Source organism: Thermohalobaculum xanthum, assembly GCF_016623495.1.
GTDB lineage: Bacteria > Pseudomonadota > Alphaproteobacteria > Rhodobacterales > Rhodobacteraceae > Thermohalobaculum > Thermohalobaculum xanthum.
The window spans coordinates 24,718-43,120 of sequence record NZ_JAEHHL010000007.1 but is presented as its reverse complement, the minus strand read 5'-3'; the positions used below and the strand labels follow the sequence as shown (position 1 = coordinate 43,120).

Here is an 18,403-nt window from a genome sequence, read left to right as displayed (position 1 = left end):
TGTCGTTCATTCCGCCGCACGCGGCAGAGCCTTGGCGGCATGATGGGCCAGCGCTTCTTCGGTGAAGACGCGCAGTCCCAGATCCGGGCGGTAGCCGTGGATCTCGTTCACGTCGAGCGCACGCATGAAGGCGAGAATCTCCTCGCTGATGACCTGTCCCGGAACCAGGATCGGAAAGCCGGGCGGGTAGGGGATGATAAAGCTTGCCGAGACGACCTCGCGCCGCTTCACCTCGTCCATGAGAGAGCCCTGCAGGTCGAGATAGTCGCAATTGGCCTCGTCATAGGCGAGGAAGAAGGCCGATCGCATGTCGCCCTCGGGGGTTCCCGTGCCGTCGCCGGCGCGGAAAGCGTCATGGAAGCGGCTGAAGTCGGGCAGGGGCGGAAGCTCGACCGTGAGGCTGTTGACGCGGTTCTCGAAGCTTCGCCGCTCCATGCGCGAGGCGTCGTCAAGCCGGTCGTCAAGCTCGCGCGCGATCTCGACCAGGACCTCGATCAGGTAGGCGACCGACGAGCGGGTGGTGCCGATGTTCGTCATGAACAGCACCGTGTTGCGCGAGGTCTTGTTGATCTGGATGCCGAAGCGGTCCATCAGGATCTGGGTCTTGAAGGTGTCGCCGTCCCAGCCGGTGCCGCCGACCGCGAGGGTCACGCGCGTGGCGTCGAGGACGAACTCGTCGCGCCCCCAGCATTCCCAGATGTCGTGCCAGCCCTGGTCGGGGTCGTAATAGGAGGTGATCCCGCTCTCGCGGTAGCGGTCGGGGATCATGTCGCCTGCGGTGAGCACCTTGAAGTATTTCTGCAGCAGCGGATGGGTGGCGATCGCGCGCCGCATCGACATCGCCGCCTCGACCTGGCGCTGGACGAACTCGAAGCCTTCCAGTTCGACCTGCCTGCGGCCCACGTCGAGCGAGGCGATGATCTGGTAGTTCGGCGAGGTCGAGGTGTGGGTCATGTAGGCTTCGTGGAACGACTGCTCGACCTCGCCTTTGAAGTCCTGGTCGTTGACGTGGATCATCGACCCCTGCCTGAGCGACGTCAGGGTCTTGTGCGTCGACTGCGTGGTGTAGACGCGCACGCGCGCATCCGGCGAGGGGATCAGGCGGGTCTTGAGCAGGGTCGCCTCGTCGGCGTTCTCGAGCTTGGCCTGCTGCTTCTCCCATGCCGCCCGGTGCTCGGGGCTGCGCAGGCGCTCGCGCAGCACGTTCGCGGCATTCATCCCGGTGCGCTGGCGATAGGTCGGGCCGAAGCGGGCGAAGGCGAACCAGGCCTCGTCCCAGAGGAAGACGAGGTCGGGCTTGATGGCGAGGCATTCCTCCATCACCCGCTCGACATTGTAGACGATGCCGTCGAAGGTGCAGTTCGTGAGCAGCAGCATCCGCACCCGGTCGAGCTTGCCGGCCGCCTTGAGCGTGAGCAGCATGTGCTTGATCTCGCGCAGCGGCACCGCCCCGTACATCGAGTATTCATTGAGCGGATAGCTGTCGAGATAGACCACCTCGGCCCCCGCCAGCACCATGCCGTAATGGTGCGACTTGTGGCAGTCGCGGTCGACCAGCACGATGTCGCCCGGCCTGACCAGCGCCTGCACCACGATCTTGTTGCAGGTCGAGGTGCCGTTGGTCGCAAAGAAGGTCTGCTTCGAGCCGAAGGCGCGCGCGGCCTTCTCCTGCGCCTCCTTGATCGGCCCGTGCGGCTCGAGCAGGCTGTCGAGGCCGCCCGACGTGGCCGAGGTTTCCGCGAGGAAGATGTTTGCGCCATAGAAGGCGCCCATGTCCTGGATCCAGTGCGACCGGCTGATCGACTTGCCGCGGCTGATCGGCATGGCGTGGAACACGCCGGTCGGCTGCTTCGAGTACTCCTTTAGCGCGGTGAAGAACGGCGTCTTGTAGCGCGCGTTGATGCCGCGAAGGATGTTGAGGTGGAGTTCGAGGAAGTCCTCCTGATTGTAGAAGACCCGCCGGCAGCCGCCCAGATCGCGCCCAGCGATCTCTTCAACCGAGCGGTCGGTCACGAGGTAGGCATCGAGCTCGGGGCGCACCTTGGCGATGAGGCGGCACAGTTCCGGGCCGTAATCCTCGGGCGTGAGACCCTCGACGTCCTCCTCGCCCACGCGGCTGAGATAACGGGTAAGGATCTGCAGCGTGTTCTCGGACTTGAGCGTGAGACCCGGGCGCACCACCACGGCCTGGATGTTGTGGTTGAACAGGATCGCGATCAGCGCGTCCTCGAGGCTCGGAACCACCACGGATTCGTAGATGAAGGCGTCCTCGACCCGGCGCATCCGTTCGAGGCTGTGGCGCAGGAAGCGCTCCTGCGCCTCGGTCAGGTCGTCGACCAGCAGGACCTCGAAATAGGGGCGCGAAAGCGCGCGGGCCTCGATCGGCTGCGTCTGCTCGTCATCGACCTCCTCGACGTCGGCATCCTCGCGCGCCAGCGTGATCCGGCGCCTGCGATATGCCCCCGAGGTCAGTGCGCGCGCCACCCGCCGCACCGAGAAGGCGAGGTCGTCGTCGTTGCCATGCTCGAACTGGCGCCGCATGAAGTCGAAGGCGGCGGAGCCCGGAAAGGCCCAGTAGGTCTCGATCGGCGCGAGCTGGTCGAAGACGGTGGCGATCTTCTTGATCAGGCCGGCCGATCCCCGGGCGTTGCGGCCGTTGCGGGCGAGCTCGCCGGTGAGCTGCCTGAGCGCGCTCCAGCGATCGACGCGAAGCTGCACCGCGCTGTAATAGTCACTTATCGCGGTCATGGGTCGGCCCTCCCGTGCCGGCCGGGCGCGGTATGTTCCGCGCCTACGGCGTTTGCGCCCGGGAGGAGCCTGCGCCGGGCCGCGCGGTGTGCGCGGCCCGGGAAGTCTCGGCTCAGCCCGAGGCGATGCGTCCAACCGGTATCGGCTGCGAAGCCGAGCCGGCAGTGTCGAAGTCGGTCCGCGAGACGCTCGGCGCAGGGCGGGGATCGGCGCGGTGAAGTCCCGCGCGCGTGCCCTTGCCCGGCATCTCGAGCGGCCCGAGACCCTGCAGATAGGCGTCCGTGCCGCTTGCGCGGTCGTAGACGGTGAAATCGGCCTCGCGGTCGCGGAAGCTCTTGAGCACCTGCCCCAGGCCGCGCATCCCGGTTTCGCGCTGGCGGCGAACCAGGTCGAGGTCGATCTCGATCGGGAACATGTCCTCCTGGCCAGCCGACTGGTGCAGGACGGTGGCCGAGGGGTCGACGACCAGCGAGCGGCCGACGCCGCCCGCACCCAGGCCGTTCACATCGAAGACGTAGACCTGGAATTGCGCCGCAGTGGCGCGCGCGATCGCGAGTTCGGCGTCGCGGTCCGTGGTGCCCGTGAGCACCGGGTGGAGCAACACCTCGACACCCTGGCTGGTGAGCTGGCGCGTCGTTTCCGGGAACCAGATGTCGTAGCAGATCGACAGACCGAATCGGCCGACCTCGGGGACATCGAAGATGCAGAACTCGGTGCCCGCCTCGACCTCGGTCTCGTAGGGCCGGAACGGAAACATCTTGCGGTACTTGGCGACCACTTCGCCCTCGGGGTTGATCACGACCGAGGTGTTGTAGATGCGCCCGTCCGAGGTCTTCTCGAACATCGAGCCGGGGATCAGCCACACGCCGTGACGGCGCGCATCGGCACAGAACTGGTCGATCACCTGGTTCGGGAAAGGCTGGGAAAAGCGCGGCAGCGGTCCGAAGGGCGCGAGCTCGGAGAAGAGCACCATTTGCGTCCAGGGGAAGCGCGCCATCAGGATGTCGAGGCGGTGGCGCATGCCTTCCACGTTGTCGTGAGCGGCTGCGACATGCATCTGCACGCCGGCGATGGCGAAGGGGGTCATGGGGCGGGTGCCTCCGAAGCTGTACTTTCTCGGGCCACCATCTACTCCACCTTGCCGCGCTGCAACAAGCCACCTCCCTATAATTCAGCCTCGCACCACGAGGACGGAAACCGGCGCGCGGTGCACGATCCGGTCGGCATGGCTGCCGACCAGGAAAGATCTGAGCTCGGAGGGCGGGTGCGAGGCCATCACGATCAGCGAGGCCCCGATTTCCTCGGTCAGGCGCAGGATCTCGCGATCGATGTCGCCATGGCCGACATGCGCCTTCCATTTCACGTCGTCGGGGACGTGGGTCGTCGCGAACTCGGATACCGCGGCAAAGGCGCGGGTGAGGGCCTCCTTCTCGAAGCCGGCGGGGAAGTAGTCCTGGATCATCGTCATGCCGAAATCGGGGACGATCGCCGCGAGATGCAGGGTCGCGCCCTTGGAGCGGGCCTGCGCGACCGCCTCGGGCAACGCGTGCTGCCACGAGGCGTCGTGGTTGAGATCGATGGCGATCAGGATGTCGGGCATCGGTCGGCCTCCCCTCAGACGGTCGCGGCGCGTGCGGCGGCGCCGTTCGCGGCCCGCCGGCGCTGCAGCATCACCAGCCCGCCGAGCACCAGCAGCGCCGGGATGTACATCAGGTACTTGCTGGGCTGGTCGGCCGGCCGCAGCACGCGCAGGATCTCCTGATCCCAGTCGAGTCCCGCCTCGGCGGCGGCGCTGCCGAACGCCACGTCATCGATCACGGTCTTGCCGTCGCGCTCGGCCAGCACGATCCCCGCGGCTTCGAGCCGCTCGGCGCCCGTGGGCTCGTTGCCGATGGGCAGCAGGGCCACGAACTCGATGGGGTCGCCGAGATCGTTGAGACCTGCCACGCGCAGCCTCAGCTTCTCGTTCGGTGGTGTGTTCTCGGCCGCGGCCACGATCTCGGACGGCGCCCTTTCGATGTAGGGCGGCGAGACCATGTCCATCCAGAAGCCCGGCCTGAACAGGGTGAAAGCGATGAGCAGGAGCAGCACGGACTCCCAGATCTTGTTGCGCGTGATGAACCAGCCTTGCGTCGCGGCCGCGAACAGAAGCATCGCCACCGTCGCGACCACGAAGACGAAGATGCCGTGCGCAAGGTCCACGTTGATCAGCAGAAGCTCTGTGTTGAAGATGAACAGGAAGGGCAGCGCCGCCGTCCGCAGCGAATAGAAGAAGGCGACCACGCCCGTCTTGATCGGATCGCCACCCGACACCGCCGCCGCGGCGAACGAGGCGAGGCCGACCGGCGGAGTCACATCCGCCATGATACCGAAATAGAAGACGAAGAGGTGGACGGCGATCAGCGGCACGATCAGCCCGTTCTGCTGGCCGAGCGTCACGATCACGGGCGCCAGCAGCGCCGAGACCACGATGTAGTTCGCCGTCGTCGGCAGGCCCATGCCGAGGATCAGGCTGAGGATGGCGGTCAGGAACAGGATCGCCATGATGTTTCCGCCCGACAGCACCTCGACCACGTCGGCCAACGCCGAGCCCACGCCCGTCTGGCTGACCGAGCCCACGATGATGCCGGCGGTCGCCGTGGCGATGCCGATGCCGATCATGTTGCGCGCGCCGGCCACGAGGCCGTCGACCAGGTCCTTGACGCCGCCCGCGATCTCGCCCGCGAGGGCACTGCCCCGGCCCATCATGAGCGCCGCGATCGGCCGCTGGGTGACCAGAATGAAGATCATGAACGCCGAGGCCCAGAACGCCGAGAGGCCGGGCGAGAGCCGGTCGACCATCAGCGCCCAGACCAGCACGACGACGGGAAGGATGAAATGAAGGCCCGACTTCACCGTCGGTCCGGGCAGCGGCAGCTTGGCGCCCGGCTTGTCGAGGTCCGACATCTCGGGCGTCGGGTGCCGGGTCGAGAGCCACAGCAGGCCGAGATAGACCGCCGTCAGGAAGCCAAACACCACGTAGCCCGCCGAGGCGCCGAAGGTGGGACGGATCCAGCCCATGGCGTAGTACACCCCGAAGGACAGCGCGCAGATCACGGCGACGCCGAAGGCCGTTCCGATCAGCCTCTGCACGATGGGCTTGGGCGTGTAGGCGCGCTCCATGCCCTGCATTCCTGCCTTCATGGCCTCGAGATGCACGATGTAGACCAGCGCGATGTAGGAAATCACGGCCGGCAGGAAGGCGTGCTTGACGACCTCGAAATAGGGGATGCCGACATATTCGACCATCAGGAAGGCGGCGGCGCCCATGACGGGCGGCATGATCTGGCCGTTGACCGACGAGGCGACCTCGACGGCGCCGGCCTTCTCGGACGAGAAGCCGACCTTCTTCATCAGCGGGATGGTGAAGGTCCCGGTCGTCACCACGTTGGCGATCGAGGAGCCCGAGATGAGCCCGGTCATCGCCGAGGAGACGACCGCCGCCTTTGCCGGGCCGCCGCGCAGGTGGCCCATCAGCGAGAAGGCGACCTGGATGAAGTAGTTGCCCGCGCCGGCCTTGTCGAGCAGCGAGCCGAACAGGACGAACAGGAACACGAAGGAGGTCGACACGCCCAGCGCGATGCCGAACACGCCCTCGGTCGTGATCCACTGGTGGTTGATGACCTCGGAGAGCGAGTTGCCCTTGTGCGCTATGATCGAGGGCATGTGCGGCCCGAGGAATGTGTAGGCGAGGAACAGCGTCGCCACGATCATCAGCGCGGGGCCCAGTGACCGGCGCGTCGCCTCGAGCAGGATGATCAGCCCCACGACGCCGGCAACGAAGTCCTGGGTGATCGGCGCGCCGACGCGGTCCGAGATCTCGCGGTAGAAGATGAACAGATAAAGCGCGGTGAAGGCGCCGACGATGGCCAGCGCCCATTCCCATGGCGCCACGTGGTCGCGCGGCGAGCCGAGCAGGATCGCCACGACGACCGCGGCCACGATGCCGCCGATCACGAAAGGCGAGAGATCGCCCTCGGCGCCGAAGATGAAGAGAAACCCGAGCAGCACGGGCACGCCGACGCCCAGCACCAGCTGCACGGGCGTGCGTGCGGCGGGATAGGCGACGAAGGCGAGGAAGATGGCGAAGGCGAGGTGGATCGACCGCGCCTCGGTATCGTTGAAGACGCCCCAGTTGACCATGAAGGGGATGGGCGAGGCGAACCACAGCTGGAACAGCGACCAGGCCAGCGCGGTAAGCAGGATCAGCGTCCCGACCGCACCACCGGGCGTGCGCGCGCCGGTGTCGGCAGCGGCGACCAGCTCGTCGAGTTCGGCCTGGCTGAGACCGTCGAGTCCGGATTCGGGGTTCGGCTGGTTGGTCATGACTGAGGCCCTTCGGGAGGGCCCGCGGGGGCGGGGGGCGTCACGCCACGAGCGGGCCGGACGGATCGAAACGGGAACGCCCGCCCGGCCTGTGCCGGGCGGGCGATTGGGCGCGGATTACTGGATCCAGCCGCGTTCCTTGTAGTACTTCTCGGCGCCCGGATGGAGCGGAGCCGAGAGGCCGGCCGAGATCATCTCTTCCTCCTTCAGGTTCTCGAAGGCCGGGTGCAGCTTCTTGAACCGGTCGAAGTTGTCGAAGACGGCCTTGACGACCTGATAGACCGTGTCGTCATCCGAGTTGGTCGACGACACGAAGGTCGCGCGCACACCGAAGGTCGTGGTGTCGGTGTCGGTGCCCGTGTACATGCCGCCCGGAACGGTCGCGAAGGAGTAGAACGGGTTGTCGGCCACGAGCGCCTCGATCGCGGGCCCCTCGACGCTGACGAGGTTCGACTCGCAAGACGTCGTGGCTTCCTGGATCGAGCCGTTGGGGTGGCCCACCGTGTAGATGATGGCGTCGACCTTGTTGTCGCAAAGCGCCTGCGCCTGCTCGGCCGGCTTGAGTTCCGAGGCGAGCGAGAAGTCATCCATCGTCCAGCCCTTCGCCGCGAGCACGACTTCCATGGTCGCGAGCTGGCCCGAGCCGGGGTTGCCGACATTGACGCGCTTGCCCTTGAGGTCGTCGAAGGTCTTGATGTTGGCGTCCTTGCGCGCGATCACCGTGAAGGGCTCGGGATGGACCGAGAACACGGCGCGCAGTTCCGGGAACGCCCCGGTCTCTTCGAACTTCGAGCTGCCGTTATAGGCATGGAACTGCCAGTCGGACTGGGCGACACCCATGTCCATGTCGCCCGCCTTGATCGAGTTGATGTTCGCGATCGAGCCGCCGGTCGAGGGCGCGGTGCACTTGAGGTTGTGCTCGGCGCTGCCGCGATTGACGAGTCGGCAGATCGACTGACCGACCACGAAATAGACGCCGGTCTGGCCGCCCGTTCCGATCGTGATGAACTTCTCTTCGGCCTTCGCAGCCGCGGCTCCAAGGCTCAGCGCGACGGCTCCTGCGAGCAAGCTGAAGTGTTTCATTAACGGTCTCCCTGATTTTTACCGTTCGTGCGGAGTGCTTGTGAAAAAACGTTTTTTTAATCACAGCACGAGTCTCCATGCAGAGTCCAGCCGTGAATGGCGGGCCGTGTGGGCGGGTGTCATCGTTTCGTCAACGTCTTGGCGGGACGAGCATAATCAGTTTCGAAGCGGGACTTTCCCTAGCGTCATGCGGGGCTGTGGTGTCCGCATTCCGCGCCGTTCGGGCAGGGTTCGGGCACGCTCATCGCCGATTCCATCGCCGGTATCGCCTGCACCGCCGCGGCGGCTGAGGGGGCGAAACGGAAGGGAGGTCCTGATTGACCGCCCTCATCGATCTGGCATGATGCTTGCTCCCTTCGTCCAAGGTGCCCGCCCCGGGGCGCGCCAACCCCAAGAATGATCTGGATGTGAGCAAAATCATGATCAGGAAAGCAGCACGCTTCACCCGCCGCTTCGTGCTCGCGGCCGCGGCCGTCGCGCTGGCAGCCCCCCTTGCCACGGGGCCTGCCGAGGCGCAGAAGGCCAAGCCCATCAAGGTGGCCGCGATCTACACCGTTCCCGTCGAGCAGCAGTGGGTGAGCCGCATCCACAAGGCGCTCAAGGCGGCCGAGAGCCGCGGCGACGTCACCTATGTCTGGTCCGAGAACACGGCCAACACCGACTACGAGCGCGTCATGCGCGAATACGCCGAGCAAGGCATGGATCTGATCGTTGGCGAGGTGTTCGGTGTCGAGCGCGCCGCCCGCAACGTCGCCGCCGAGTATCCGGACACGGCCTTCCTGATGGGATCGTCCTTTGGCCCGGCACAGCCCAATTTCTCGGTCTTCGACAACTGGATCCACGAGCCCAGCTACCTGACCGGCATGATCGCGGGCAAGACGACCGGCTCGAACGTGATCGGCATGGTGGGCGGCTACGCGATCCCCGAGGTCAACCGCTTGATGCACGCCTTCATGGAGGGGGCGCTGTCGGTCAATCCCGACGTGAAGTTCCTCGTGACCTTCATCAACTCCTGGTACGACCCGCCGAAGGCGAAAGAGGCCGCCTTCGCCATGATCGACAAGGGCGCGGACATCCTCTACGCCGAGCGCTTCGGGGTCTCGGACGCGGCCAAGGAGCGCGGCATCAAGGCGATCGGCAATGTCATCGACACCTCGGCCGACTACGAGGGGACGATCCTCGCCTCGGCGCTGTGGCACATGGAGCCGACCATCGACCGTGCCATCAAGGCGGTCACGGAAGGGAGCTTCGAGCCGGCCGACTACGGGCAGTATTCCTACATGGCCTATGGCGGCGGGAGCTTCGTTGCCGACGCCGTGCTGGTCCCGGCGGATGCGCTGGAGGCGGCGAAGATGAAGGAGAAGGAGATCCTCGACGGCTTCTTCCGCGTCAACGTCAACGATGCCGAGCCGAAGTCGACGATGTGAACCGGGCAATATCTATCGCGAAGCGCCCGGCTCGCCGGCCGGGCGCTTCGTCCCATGCCCGCATCGGGACCTGGCTGCGTCGCGCCCCGCATCGTGTTTCGCGCGACCTTCGTTTTCGAGAATGACACCATGACCACGTCCGCTCCTGTTCTCGTCCTCGAGGGCATCACCAAGCGTTTCGGCCCGCTGCTCGCGAACGACGAGATCGACCTGGCGCTGGCGCCGGGCGAAGTGGTCGCGTTGCTGGGCGAGAACGGCGCGGGCAAGACCACGCTGATGAACATCCTGTTCGGCCACTATACCGCGGACGAGGGGCGGGTGCGGGTCGCGGCCAAGGGTGCGGGGTTGCGCGATCTCGAGCCCGGATCGCCGCATGCCGCCCTGGCCGCGGGCATCGGCATGGTCCACCAGCATTTCACACTGGCCGAGAATCTCACGGGTCTCGAGAACATCGTTCTGGGCACCGAGCCCGTCCTGCGCGTATTTGGCGGCCGGCGCGTGGCGCGCGAGAAGGCCGAGCGGCTGATGCGCGACTCGGGCCTCCATGTCGACCTCGACGTGCGGGTGAGCGCCCTGACGGTGGGCGAGCGCCAGCGGGTCGAGATCCTCAAGGCGCTGTATCGCAATGTGCGCGTGCTGGTCCTCGACGAGCCCACGGCCGTGCTGACCCCGCAGGAGGCCGAGGGGCTGTTCGCGGTGCTGCGGCGTCTCGCGGCCCAGGGGCTCGCAGTGGTCTTCATCTCGCACAAGCTGGGCGAGGTGCTCGCGGTCTCGAACCGCATCGTGGTGCTGCGCGGCGGCCGCAACGTGGGCGAGCTCGAGACCGTCGCCGCCGACCGGCGCGCCATCGCGGAGCTGATGGTGGGACGCGAGGTGCCCCGCTCGCGCCGGGCGCCGTTGTCCCCCGGGGCGCCGGTGCTGGAACTCGAGGCGGTTGACGTGGCCGGGGCCGATGCCCGCCGCTCGCTGCACCAGGCAGATCTGGCCGTTCGGGCGCGCGAGATCGTTGGCGTCGCCGGGGTCTCGGGCAACGGCCAGGCGGCGCTCGCCGCGTTGATTGCGGGACTCACGGCGCCCGACGCCGGCGAGATGCGCCTGAACGGGCGCGCGCTCGACCGGCACGATCCGCGTGACTTCGTGCATGCCGGAGTGGCGCGCGTGCCGGAGGACCGGCATCACGACGGCGTGGTCGGGGCGATGACGATCGCCGAGAACGTCGCGATCGAGGATATCCGCGCCCCCGGCTTCCAGCGCTGGGGCCTGCTTGACTTCGCCGCGATCCGCGCCCGCGCCGAGGCGGCGATCCGCGACTACGACGTGCGCTGTCCGGGCCCGGACGCGCCCGCGCGGCTGCTCTCGGGCGGGAACATCCAGAAGCTGATCCTCGCGCGGGTGCTCGAGCGCGACCCGCGGCTGATCCTTGCCAACCAGCCCACGCGCGGCCTCGATGTCGGCGCGCAGGCCGAGGTGCACCGCCGACTGCTGGCCGCGCGCGAGCGGGGGGCGGGGATCGTCCTGATCTCGGAGGATCTCGACGAGCTTTTCACCCTGTCGGACCGGATCGTCGTGATCCATGCCGGGCGGCTGCGCGAGGCCGGCCGGCCCGAGGCGCTGGACCGCGGCACGGTCGGGCTGATGATGGCCGGCCATGGGCGCGAGGACGCGGCATGATCCGGCTGGAAGCGCGCCAGTCCGTTCCCGGCTGGCTCAGGCTGGCGTCCGCGGCGGGCGCGGGTCTCGCCGCGCTTGCACTGGTCGCGATCCCGATCGCTGCGGCCGGCGTCGATGTTCTCGAGGCATATGCGCTGATGGCGAAGGGGGCCTTCGGATCGGTCTTCGCGGCAAGCGAGACTTTGACCCGGGCGACGCCGCTGATCCTGACGGGCCTTGCGGCTGCCGTCGCGTTCCGCGCGAAGCTGTGGAACATCGGGGCCGAGGGCCAGCTCTACGCCGGCGCGCTGGCAGCGGTCGCGGTCGGCTCGGGCGCAATATCCGCGCCGCCCGCCGTGATGGTGCCCATGGTGCTGGCGGCAGGTGCCCTGGCGGGCGCGCTGCTGATGCTCGGGCCGGCGCTGCTGAAGCTGCGGTTCGGCGCCGACGAGGTGGTCACGACCCTCTTGCTGAACTTCGTCGTGCTGCTGTTCGTGCAGATGATGCTGGAAGGGCCGATGAAGGACCCGATGGGTCTGGGCTGGCCACAGTCGATGCCCGTGACCGACGAGGCGAGCCTGCCCAAGCTGATGGCGCGCACGCGGTTGCATGCAGGGCTGGTCATCGGGCTGGTGCTGGCGGTCGCGGTCGCGGTGCTGCTGCGCCGCACCGTCTGGGGCTTCGAGATCAGGGCGGTGGGCGAGAACGAGGCTGCCGCGCGCTATGCCGGAATCCCGGTGACCGCCACCATGGTCCGCGTCGCGCTGATCTCGGGCGGGCTTGCGGGGCTTGCAGGGGTCGGCGAGGTCGCGGGGCTCAAGGGCTACCTGACCTCGGATCTCTCGCCCGGCTTTGGCTATGCGGGGATCGTGGTGGCGATGCTGGCGGGTCTTTCGCCGCTTGGGGTGATTGCCGCCGCGCTCTTCATCGCGGGGGTCTTCGTGGGCGCGGATTCGATGAGCCGCGCGACCGGCGTGTCGAACTATCTTGCCGACCTCGTGGTCGCCATGTCGCTCTTGTGCGTCCTGGTGGGGGGCTTTCTCACGCGCTTCCGCATCCGGCTGAAAAGGGGCCGGTGATGGAGATCCTCGACATCCTCCTGACCGCGAATTTCTGGGCCGCCGCGATCCGCATCGCCACGCCGCTGATCTTCGGTGTCCTCGGCGCGCTGGTCTGCGAGCGGGCGGGGGTGCTCAATCTCGGCATCGAGGGCATCTTCACCGCTGGCGCGATGGCGGGCTGGATGGCGGTCTGGGCCGGGGCTGACCTCTGGACCGGGGTCGCCATCGCGGCGGGCGCGGGGGCGCTCTTCGGTCTGCTGCATGCAATCCTGACGGTGCCGCTGGGGCTCTCGCAGCATGTCTCGGGCATCGGGGTGACGCTGCTCGCCTCGAGCCTCAGCTACTTCATCTACCGCACGGCCCTGCCGGACGTCACTTCGCCGCCGCGGATCGAGCCGTTTCGACCTGTCGAGATCCCCGTGCTCTCGGAGCTTCCGTTCATCGGGCCGGTCCTGTTCCAGCAGACCCCGCTCACGCTGCTGGCCTTTGCCATGGTGGGCGTGGTCGCCTTCGTGCTCTACCGCACGCCGCTGGGGCTCGCGATCCGCGCGGTCGGCGACAACCCGGCGTCCGTCGAGGCGCAAGGCCTGTCGGTTTACGGCCTCAGGATCGGTGCGGTGATGGCGGGCTCGGCGCTGATGGCGATGGGCGGCGCCTTCCTGACCATGTCGGCCTTCGACGCCTTCTTCTTCGGCATGGTGAATGGCCGCGGCTGGATCTGCATCGCGCTGACCGTGTTCGCGTCATGGCGGCCCGGCAAGGCACTTCTTGGCGCGCTGCTGTTCGGCGCCTTCGACGCCTTCCAGGTCAGGCTTCAGACCGAGGTCGGCGCCTTCCTGCCCAGCCAGGTGTTCCTAATGCTGCCATATCTTCTGTCGATCGCGGCACTCGTGGCGGTGGCGCGCAAGGCCGACTATCCGCGCGCGATGCTCACGCCCTGGTTCAAGGGACAGCGTTGAGGCCTGCCTGCCCCGGTGCCTTCGCGCACGGCGGGATGCGCCATCCCGTGCCGAGGCGCTTGCCCCACCGGCGGATTTTCCCCAGTCTGCCGCCGACCCACCGGCAGCATGCGGAGCCTGCGCGATGACCTTCGACCTGATCGTTCGCAACGCCACGCTGCCCGACGGCCGGACCGGGCAGGACATCGCCTGCGCCGATGGCCGGATCGCGGCCGTCGCACCCCGGATGGATGCCGCCGGCGCGCGCGAGATCGACGCGGACGGGCAGCTTGTCTCGCCGCCTTTCGTGGACTGCCATTTCCACATGGACGCGACGCTGTCCCTCGGCTTGCCGCGGATGAACGTCTCGGGCACGCTGCTCGAGGGCATCGCGCTCTGGGGTGAGCTCAAGCCGCTGCTGACCCACGAGGCGGTGATCGAGCGCGCGTTGCGCTACTGCGACCTCGCGGTGTCCCAAGGGCTTCTCGCCGTGCGCAGCCATGTCGACATCTGCGACGACCGGCTGCTGGCGGTGGAGGCGCTGAAGGAGGTGCAGGCGCGCGTCCGGCCCTATCTCGACCTGCAGCTCGTGGCCTTTCCGCAGGACGGCTACTACCGCTCGGCCAATGCCGAGGCGAACCTTGCCCGAGCGCTCGATCTCGGCGTCGAGGTGGTGGGCGGGATCCCGCATTTCGAGCGCAGCATGGCCGATGGCGCGGCCAGCGTCCGCGCGCTGTGCGAGATCGCGGCCGATCGCGGGTTGCTGGTCGACATGCATTGCGACGAGAGCGACGATCCCCTGTCCCGCCATATCGAGACCCTGGCCTTCGAGACGCAGCGTCTGGGGCTGCAGGGGCGGGTTGCCGGCTCGCATCTCACCTCGATGCATTCCATGGACAACTACTACGTCTCGAAGCTTCTGCCGCTGATGGCCGAGGCGGGGGTGTCGGCGATCGCCAACCCGCTGATCAACATCTGCCTGCAGGGCCGGCATGACGGCTATCCCAAGCGCCGCGGGATGACGCGGGTGCCCGAGATGCAGGCAATGGGCATTCCGGTCGGCTTCGGCCACGACTGCGTGATGGACCCCTGGTACTCGCTGGGCCAGGCGGACATGCTCGAAGTCGCGGCCATGGCGGTCCATGTCGGGCAGCTGACCTCGCGCGACGCAATGCGCGCGGCCTTCGAGGCTGTGACCACCGTCCCCGCCGCGATCATGCACCTGCAGGATTACGGGCTTGCGCCGGGGTGCCATGCGGACATGGTGCTCCTGCAGGCGACCGATACCATCGAGGCGATCCGCATGAAGCCGGTCCGCCTGGCCGTCATCCGCCGGGGCCGCGTCATCGCCGAGACGATGCCAAGGGTGATCGCGCTCAGGATCGATGGGCGGCCCGACATGGTCGATCCCGCGAGCTACGCGCCGCGCGAGGGCGGCGATCCGCGGTTGTGACGAGGGTCGCCTTGTCCAATCGCGTCACCGCGGCGCCGGTTTTGGCGCGTCGGCGGGCAGACCGCGCGCTAGTCTCGGCGCGAGATTCCAGTCGCAGGAGCCGCGCCGAATGACCGCCGACCACCCGCTGAGGCCGCTGTTCAATCCCCGCTCGATCGCTTTCGTCGGCGGCTCGAACCTCCGGCCGGCGCTGCGCTACCATCGCGATCAGGGTTTCGCGGGGCCGACCTACGTGGTCAATGCCAAGCACGAGAGCCTGGGCGGCTATCCCTGCACGCCGTCGATCGAGGACCTGCCCGAGGCACCGGATCTCGCCTTCATCGCCATCCGGCGCGAGGCGGCGATCGAGGCCATCGCGGCACTCAGGACGCGCGGCTGCCGGGCGGTGGTGTGCAACGCCGCAGGGTTCGCCGAGCTGGGCGATGCGGGGACGGGGCTGCAGGCGGACTATCTTGCCGCCGTGGGCGACATGGCAGCTCTCGGTCCGAACTCGATCGGTCTGGCCAATTTCGCCGATCCCATGGCCGCCATGATGGACCATTTCGGCGTGGCCAAGGCCGAGCGTGGCGTCGCCATCGTGAGCCAGGGTGGCGGGCTCCTGTGCGACGTGGTGTTCGCGGACCGGGGTCTTAGGGTCACGCATCTGGTCGGATGCGGGAACCAGGCGAAGACCACCGTCGCCGACTGCCTCGACTACATGCTCGACGATCCGCGCGTCAGTGCCGTGGGCCTGACCTTCGAGGGTCTGCCCGACACCGCGACGCTGCGCCGCGCGGCGGTCAAGGCGCTGAGGCTGGGCAAGCCGATCGTCGCCTTCAAGCTGGGACGCAGCGCGGCGGGCTCGCGCGCCTCGGCCTCGCACACCGCCTCGATGACCGGGGCGGGGGCGGCATGGGACGCGCTGTTCGACCGGCTGGGGATCGTCACGGCGGATTCGGAATCGACCTTCATCGAGACGCTCAAGCTCTTCGACTCGGGCCAGGTGCCGAAGGGGCGGCGCGTGCTGGTGACCGCCGCCTCGGGGATGATGGGCATCATGCTGGCCGATCACCTCTCGGCCGCCGGTTTCGAGATGCCCCAGCCCGGCCCGTCGGTCGTGGCCAGGCTGCGCGAGCTGCTCCCGGGGATCGCCACGCCCGGCAATCCGCAGGACATCACCATGGCGGCATGGAACGATCTCGACCGGCAGAGGGCGATCTACTCGACCCTGCTGGAGGAGGATTACGACATCGCGATGATGCTTCAGAACTACCCGCGCGAGGGGATGTGGGACATCACCGAATACGCCGCCCAGGTCGATGCGATCGGTGCCGCCTGCCAGGGGCGCCCGGTGGTCGGCATGCAGGTTGCGCCGCTCGCCGATTGTTTCCCGGCCCATGCGCGCCTTCACACCGAAAGCCACGGGCTGGCCGCGATGCAGGGGCTCGAGGAATGCATGGCGGCGCTGAAGGCGGCCGTGACGTGGCGCGAGCGCCGCACGGAGCTGCTGGCCGGGTCGCTCGAAGATCTAGAGCGCGGCGCGCCCGCTGCGCCCGCCAATGCAGCGCGCCTCGACGAGGCAGAGGCGAAGGCCCTGATCGCGGCCGCCGGCGTGCCGGTCCCCGCATCGCGCGTCGCGGCGCCCGAAGGTGCCGCGCGCGCGGCGTCGGGCCTGGGCTTCCCGGTCGCGCTCAAGGCGCTGGATGCGCGCCTTCTGCACAAGACCGAAGCCGGTGCCGTCCGTCTCGGCCTACGGGACGAGGCCGAGGTCGAGGCCGCGATCGCAGGCATGCGCGCCGACATGGCGCGGCTTGCGCCCGAGATCCCGCTCAGCCGCGTCCTCGTCGAGCGGATGGCGCCCGACGTGGTCGCCGAGGTGATGGCCTCGGTCAGCCTCGATCCGGTGGTTGGCCCCTTGATGATGATCGCGGGCGGGGGCGTCGAGGCCGAGCTCTGGGGCGACTCGACCCTTCTGGCTTTCCCGGCCACGCGCACCGAGATCGAACGCGCGCTGGATCGGCTCAAGGTCTCGCAGCGGATCGCCGGCTGGCGCGGGCGCCCGCCGGGGGACCGCGCGGCGCTGGTCGACGCGTTGCTTGCCCTTGCCCGCCTGGCCGAGGACCGGGGCGGCATGTTCGGCGAGATCGAGATCAACCCCATCCTCGTCGGGCGCGAGGGGGTTCTGGCGGTTGACGCGGTGATGACGCTGGCCCGGGCCGAGGCGCAGGTCGCCTGAGCGCGGTTGCGCCGTACCGGGTTTGCCGGGCAGAACGAACAAAGCGACAGGGAGGGAGTGGATGACCGGACCAGTGACATGCTGTCGTCGAGGCCGGGTGCTCGAGATCACGCTCGACCGCCCGAAGGCGAATGCGATCGACGCCGCCACGAGCCGCGCGCTGGGCGAGGCGTTCCGTGAGCTGGCTGAGGATGACGGCCTTTCGGTCGGGATCGTCACCGGCGCCGGCGAGAGGTTCTTCTCGGCCGGGTGGGATCTCAAGGCCGCAGCCGCGGGCGAGGCACCTGACGAAGACCAGGGGGTGGGCGGGTTTGCCGGCCTCACCGAGTACTGGAGCCTCAAGAAACCCGTTATCGCGGCGGTCAACGGCATGGCGCTGGGCGGCGGCTTCGAGCTCGCCCTGGCCGCGGATCTGGTTGTCGCCGCCGATCACGCCGAGTTCGGCCTGCCCGAGGCGGGTCTGGGCATCGTGGCCGATTCCGGCGGCATGATCCGCCTGCCCAAGCGCCTTCCCCGCGCCATCGCGATGGAGATGATGTTCACGGGCCGGCGGGTGGGCAGCGCCGAACTCGCAAGCTGGGGCCTGATCAACCAGGTCGTCCCGGGCCCGCAGCTGATGGAAGCGGCACACGAGCTCGCCGACCGCGTGGCGGCCTCGGCGCCGCTCTCGCTGCAGGCGATCAAGGAAGTTGTCTGCGCGACCGAGGGGGCGACCGTCGAGGAGGGGTATCGCCTGATGCGCTCGGGCGCGTTGCCCGTCTACGCAGGGGTCTACGCCTCGGAAGACGCAGCCGAGGGCATGGCCGCCTTCGGCGAGCGCCGGGCGCCGGTCTGGAAGGGGCGCTGACCATGGCCGAGCCGCTGCGCCTTTACGAGACCCGGGTAAAGCCCGAATGGATCGACGAGTTCGAGCACGTCAATGTCGCCCACTACATCACGATTTGCGACCAGGGGACCTGGGCCTTCTGGAACCTGATCAATGACGGCCGGACGATGGAGGCGCGCGACGGCCACGAGTACGTCGTTCTCGAGACCCATGTGCACTACATCTCGGAACTGCCACTCGGTGCGCCGATCCACGTCACGACGCAACTGCTGGCACATGACGACAAGCGTATCGTCCTCTTCCACAGGGTGTGGCGCGATGATCCGTCTGGTGCCGTGCTTTCGGCCACCAACGAGGTGAAGATGATCGCGTTCGACCTTGGCGCGCGCCGGATCGAGCGCTTCGCGCCCGACGTCAAGGCGCGGCTCGACGCGCTTGCCCTCGAACAGGCGGGGATACCGATGCCCGAGCAAGCCGGCGAGGGGATCGCACTCACGCGCCGCTGACACCGCGCCGCATGGCCGTGGGCGGCAGCCAAGCCCAGCCAGGGCGGACGCACTCTTAACCGATCTTTCAGCTTACCTGCTTAGGCCGGAGGCATCGCGCGGGAACGCGCGGCGTCCGTGAGCAGGAGTGG

13 protein-coding genes are annotated in these 18,403 nt (G+C 68.0%); 8 read left to right on the top strand and 5 right to left on the bottom strand.

All coding sequences use genetic code 11. The annotated features are described in order from the left end of the window. Positions 1-6 precede the first annotated feature (6 nt). From H0I76_RS11930 to H0I76_RS11910, 5 genes are all read right to left on the bottom strand, one after another. A complete protein-coding gene (locus tag H0I76_RS11930; RefSeq protein WP_200610113.1) occupies positions 7-2,748 on the bottom strand; it encodes an aminotransferase class I/II-fold pyridoxal phosphate-dependent enzyme in 2,742 nt (913 codons plus the stop codon). Between the two features lie 112 nt (positions 2,749-2,860). Continuing rightward, positions 2,861-3,835: a carbon-nitrogen hydrolase family protein gene (locus H0I76_RS11925; RefSeq protein WP_200610112.1), complete on the bottom strand. Its 975-nt coding sequence runs from the start codon at positions 3,833-3,835 to the stop codon at positions 2,861-2,863. An 84-nt stretch (positions 3,836-3,919) separates the two neighbouring features. Continuing rightward, positions 3,920-4,348 (bottom strand): universal stress protein, encoded by a 429-nt coding sequence (locus H0I76_RS11920; protein WP_200610111.1) that lies wholly within the window; start codon positions 4,346-4,348, stop codon positions 3,920-3,922. 14 nt (positions 4,349-4,362) lie between these two features. Further along, positions 4,363-7,113, bottom strand: coding sequence for a TRAP transporter permease (locus H0I76_RS11915; protein ID WP_200610110.1), 2,751 nt, complete (start codon positions 7,111-7,113; stop codon positions 4,363-4,365). A gap of 117 nt (positions 7,114-7,230) precedes the next feature. Further along, entirely contained in the window at positions 7,231-8,196 is a 966-nt protein-coding gene (locus H0I76_RS11910) for a TAXI family TRAP transporter solute-binding subunit (protein WP_200610109.1), read from the bottom strand. A gap of 419 nt (positions 8,197-8,615) precedes the next feature. Between H0I76_RS11910 and H0I76_RS11905 the strand changes: the two genes are divergently transcribed. From H0I76_RS11905 to H0I76_RS11870, 8 genes are all read left to right on the top strand, one after another. Continuing rightward, entirely contained in the window at positions 8,616-9,623 is a 1,008-nt protein-coding gene (locus H0I76_RS11905) for a BMP family protein (RefSeq protein WP_200610108.1), read from the top strand. Between the two features lie 129 nt (positions 9,624-9,752). Beyond that, complete coding sequence (locus tag H0I76_RS11900; RefSeq protein ID WP_200610107.1) at positions 9,753-11,294, top strand: ABC transporter ATP-binding protein; 1,542 nt, start codon at positions 9,753-9,755, stop codon at positions 11,292-11,294. Further along, positions 11,291-12,352, top strand: a complete 1,062-nt coding sequence (locus H0I76_RS11895; RefSeq protein ID WP_200610106.1) for an ABC transporter permease — start codon at positions 11,291-11,293, stop codon at positions 12,350-12,352. The genes H0I76_RS11900 and H0I76_RS11895 overlap by 4 nt, the downstream gene beginning before the upstream one ends. After that, on the top strand, positions 12,352-13,293 hold the full coding sequence (locus tag H0I76_RS11890; RefSeq protein ID WP_200610105.1) for an ABC transporter permease: 942 nt from the start codon (positions 12,352-12,354) through the stop codon (positions 13,291-13,293). The genes H0I76_RS11895 and H0I76_RS11890 overlap by 1 nt, the downstream gene beginning before the upstream one ends. 124 nt (positions 13,294-13,417) lie before the next feature. Then, complete coding sequence (locus H0I76_RS11885; protein WP_200610104.1) at positions 13,418-14,725, top strand: amidohydrolase family protein; 1,308 nt, start codon at positions 13,418-13,420, stop codon at positions 14,723-14,725. A gap of 109 nt (positions 14,726-14,834) precedes the next feature. Then, positions 14,835-16,940: an acetate--CoA ligase family protein gene (locus H0I76_RS11880; RefSeq protein WP_200610103.1), complete on the top strand. Its 2,106-nt coding sequence runs from the start codon at positions 14,835-14,837 to the stop codon at positions 16,938-16,940. Between the two features lie 61 nt (positions 16,941-17,001). Next, positions 17,002-17,787: an enoyl-CoA hydratase-related protein gene (locus H0I76_RS11875; RefSeq protein ID WP_200610102.1), complete on the top strand. Its 786-nt coding sequence runs from the start codon at positions 17,002-17,004 to the stop codon at positions 17,785-17,787. 2 nt (positions 17,788-17,789) lie between these two features. After that, complete coding sequence (locus H0I76_RS11870; RefSeq protein WP_200610101.1) at positions 17,790-18,272, top strand: thioesterase family protein; 483 nt, start codon at positions 17,790-17,792, stop codon at positions 18,270-18,272. Positions 18,273-18,403 lie beyond the last annotated feature (131 nt).

Bases quoted from the DNA above. Each gene is read 5' to 3' on its own strand.
- H0I76_RS11930 (WP_200610113.1), bottom strand. From the start codon at position 2,748: ATGACCGCGATAAGTGACTATTACAGCGCGGTGCAGCTTCGCGTCGAT.
- H0I76_RS11925 (WP_200610112.1), bottom strand. From the start codon at position 3,835: ATGACCCCCTTCGCCATCGCCGGCGTGCAGATGCATGTCGCAGCCGCT.
- H0I76_RS11920 (WP_200610111.1), bottom strand. From the start codon at position 4,348: ATGCCCGACATCCTGATCGCCATCGATCTCAACCACGACGCCTCGTGG.
- H0I76_RS11915 (WP_200610110.1), bottom strand. From the start codon at position 7,113: ATGACCAACCAGCCGAACCCCGAATCCGGACTCGACGGTCTCAGCCAG.
- H0I76_RS11910 (WP_200610109.1), bottom strand. From the start codon at position 8,196: ATGAAACACTTCAGCTTGCTCGCAGGAGCCGTCGCGCTGAGCCTTGGA.
- H0I76_RS11905 (WP_200610108.1), top strand. From the start codon at position 8,616: ATGATCAGGAAAGCAGCACGCTTCACCCGCCGCTTCGTGCTCGCGGCC.
- H0I76_RS11900 (WP_200610107.1), top strand. From the start codon at position 9,753: ATGACCACGTCCGCTCCTGTTCTCGTCCTCGAGGGCATCACCAAGCGT.
- H0I76_RS11895 (WP_200610106.1), top strand. From the start codon at position 11,291: ATGATCCGGCTGGAAGCGCGCCAGTCCGTTCCCGGCTGGCTCAGGCTG.
- H0I76_RS11890 (WP_200610105.1), top strand. From the start codon at position 12,352: ATGGAGATCCTCGACATCCTCCTGACCGCGAATTTCTGGGCCGCCGCG.
- H0I76_RS11885 (WP_200610104.1), top strand. From the start codon at position 13,418: ATGACCTTCGACCTGATCGTTCGCAACGCCACGCTGCCCGACGGCCGG.
- H0I76_RS11880 (WP_200610103.1), top strand. From the start codon at position 14,835: ATGACCGCCGACCACCCGCTGAGGCCGCTGTTCAATCCCCGCTCGATC.
- H0I76_RS11875 (WP_200610102.1), top strand. From the start codon at position 17,002: ATGACCGGACCAGTGACATGCTGTCGTCGAGGCCGGGTGCTCGAGATC.
- H0I76_RS11870 (WP_200610101.1), top strand. From the start codon at position 17,790: ATGGCCGAGCCGCTGCGCCTTTACGAGACCCGGGTAAAGCCCGAATGG.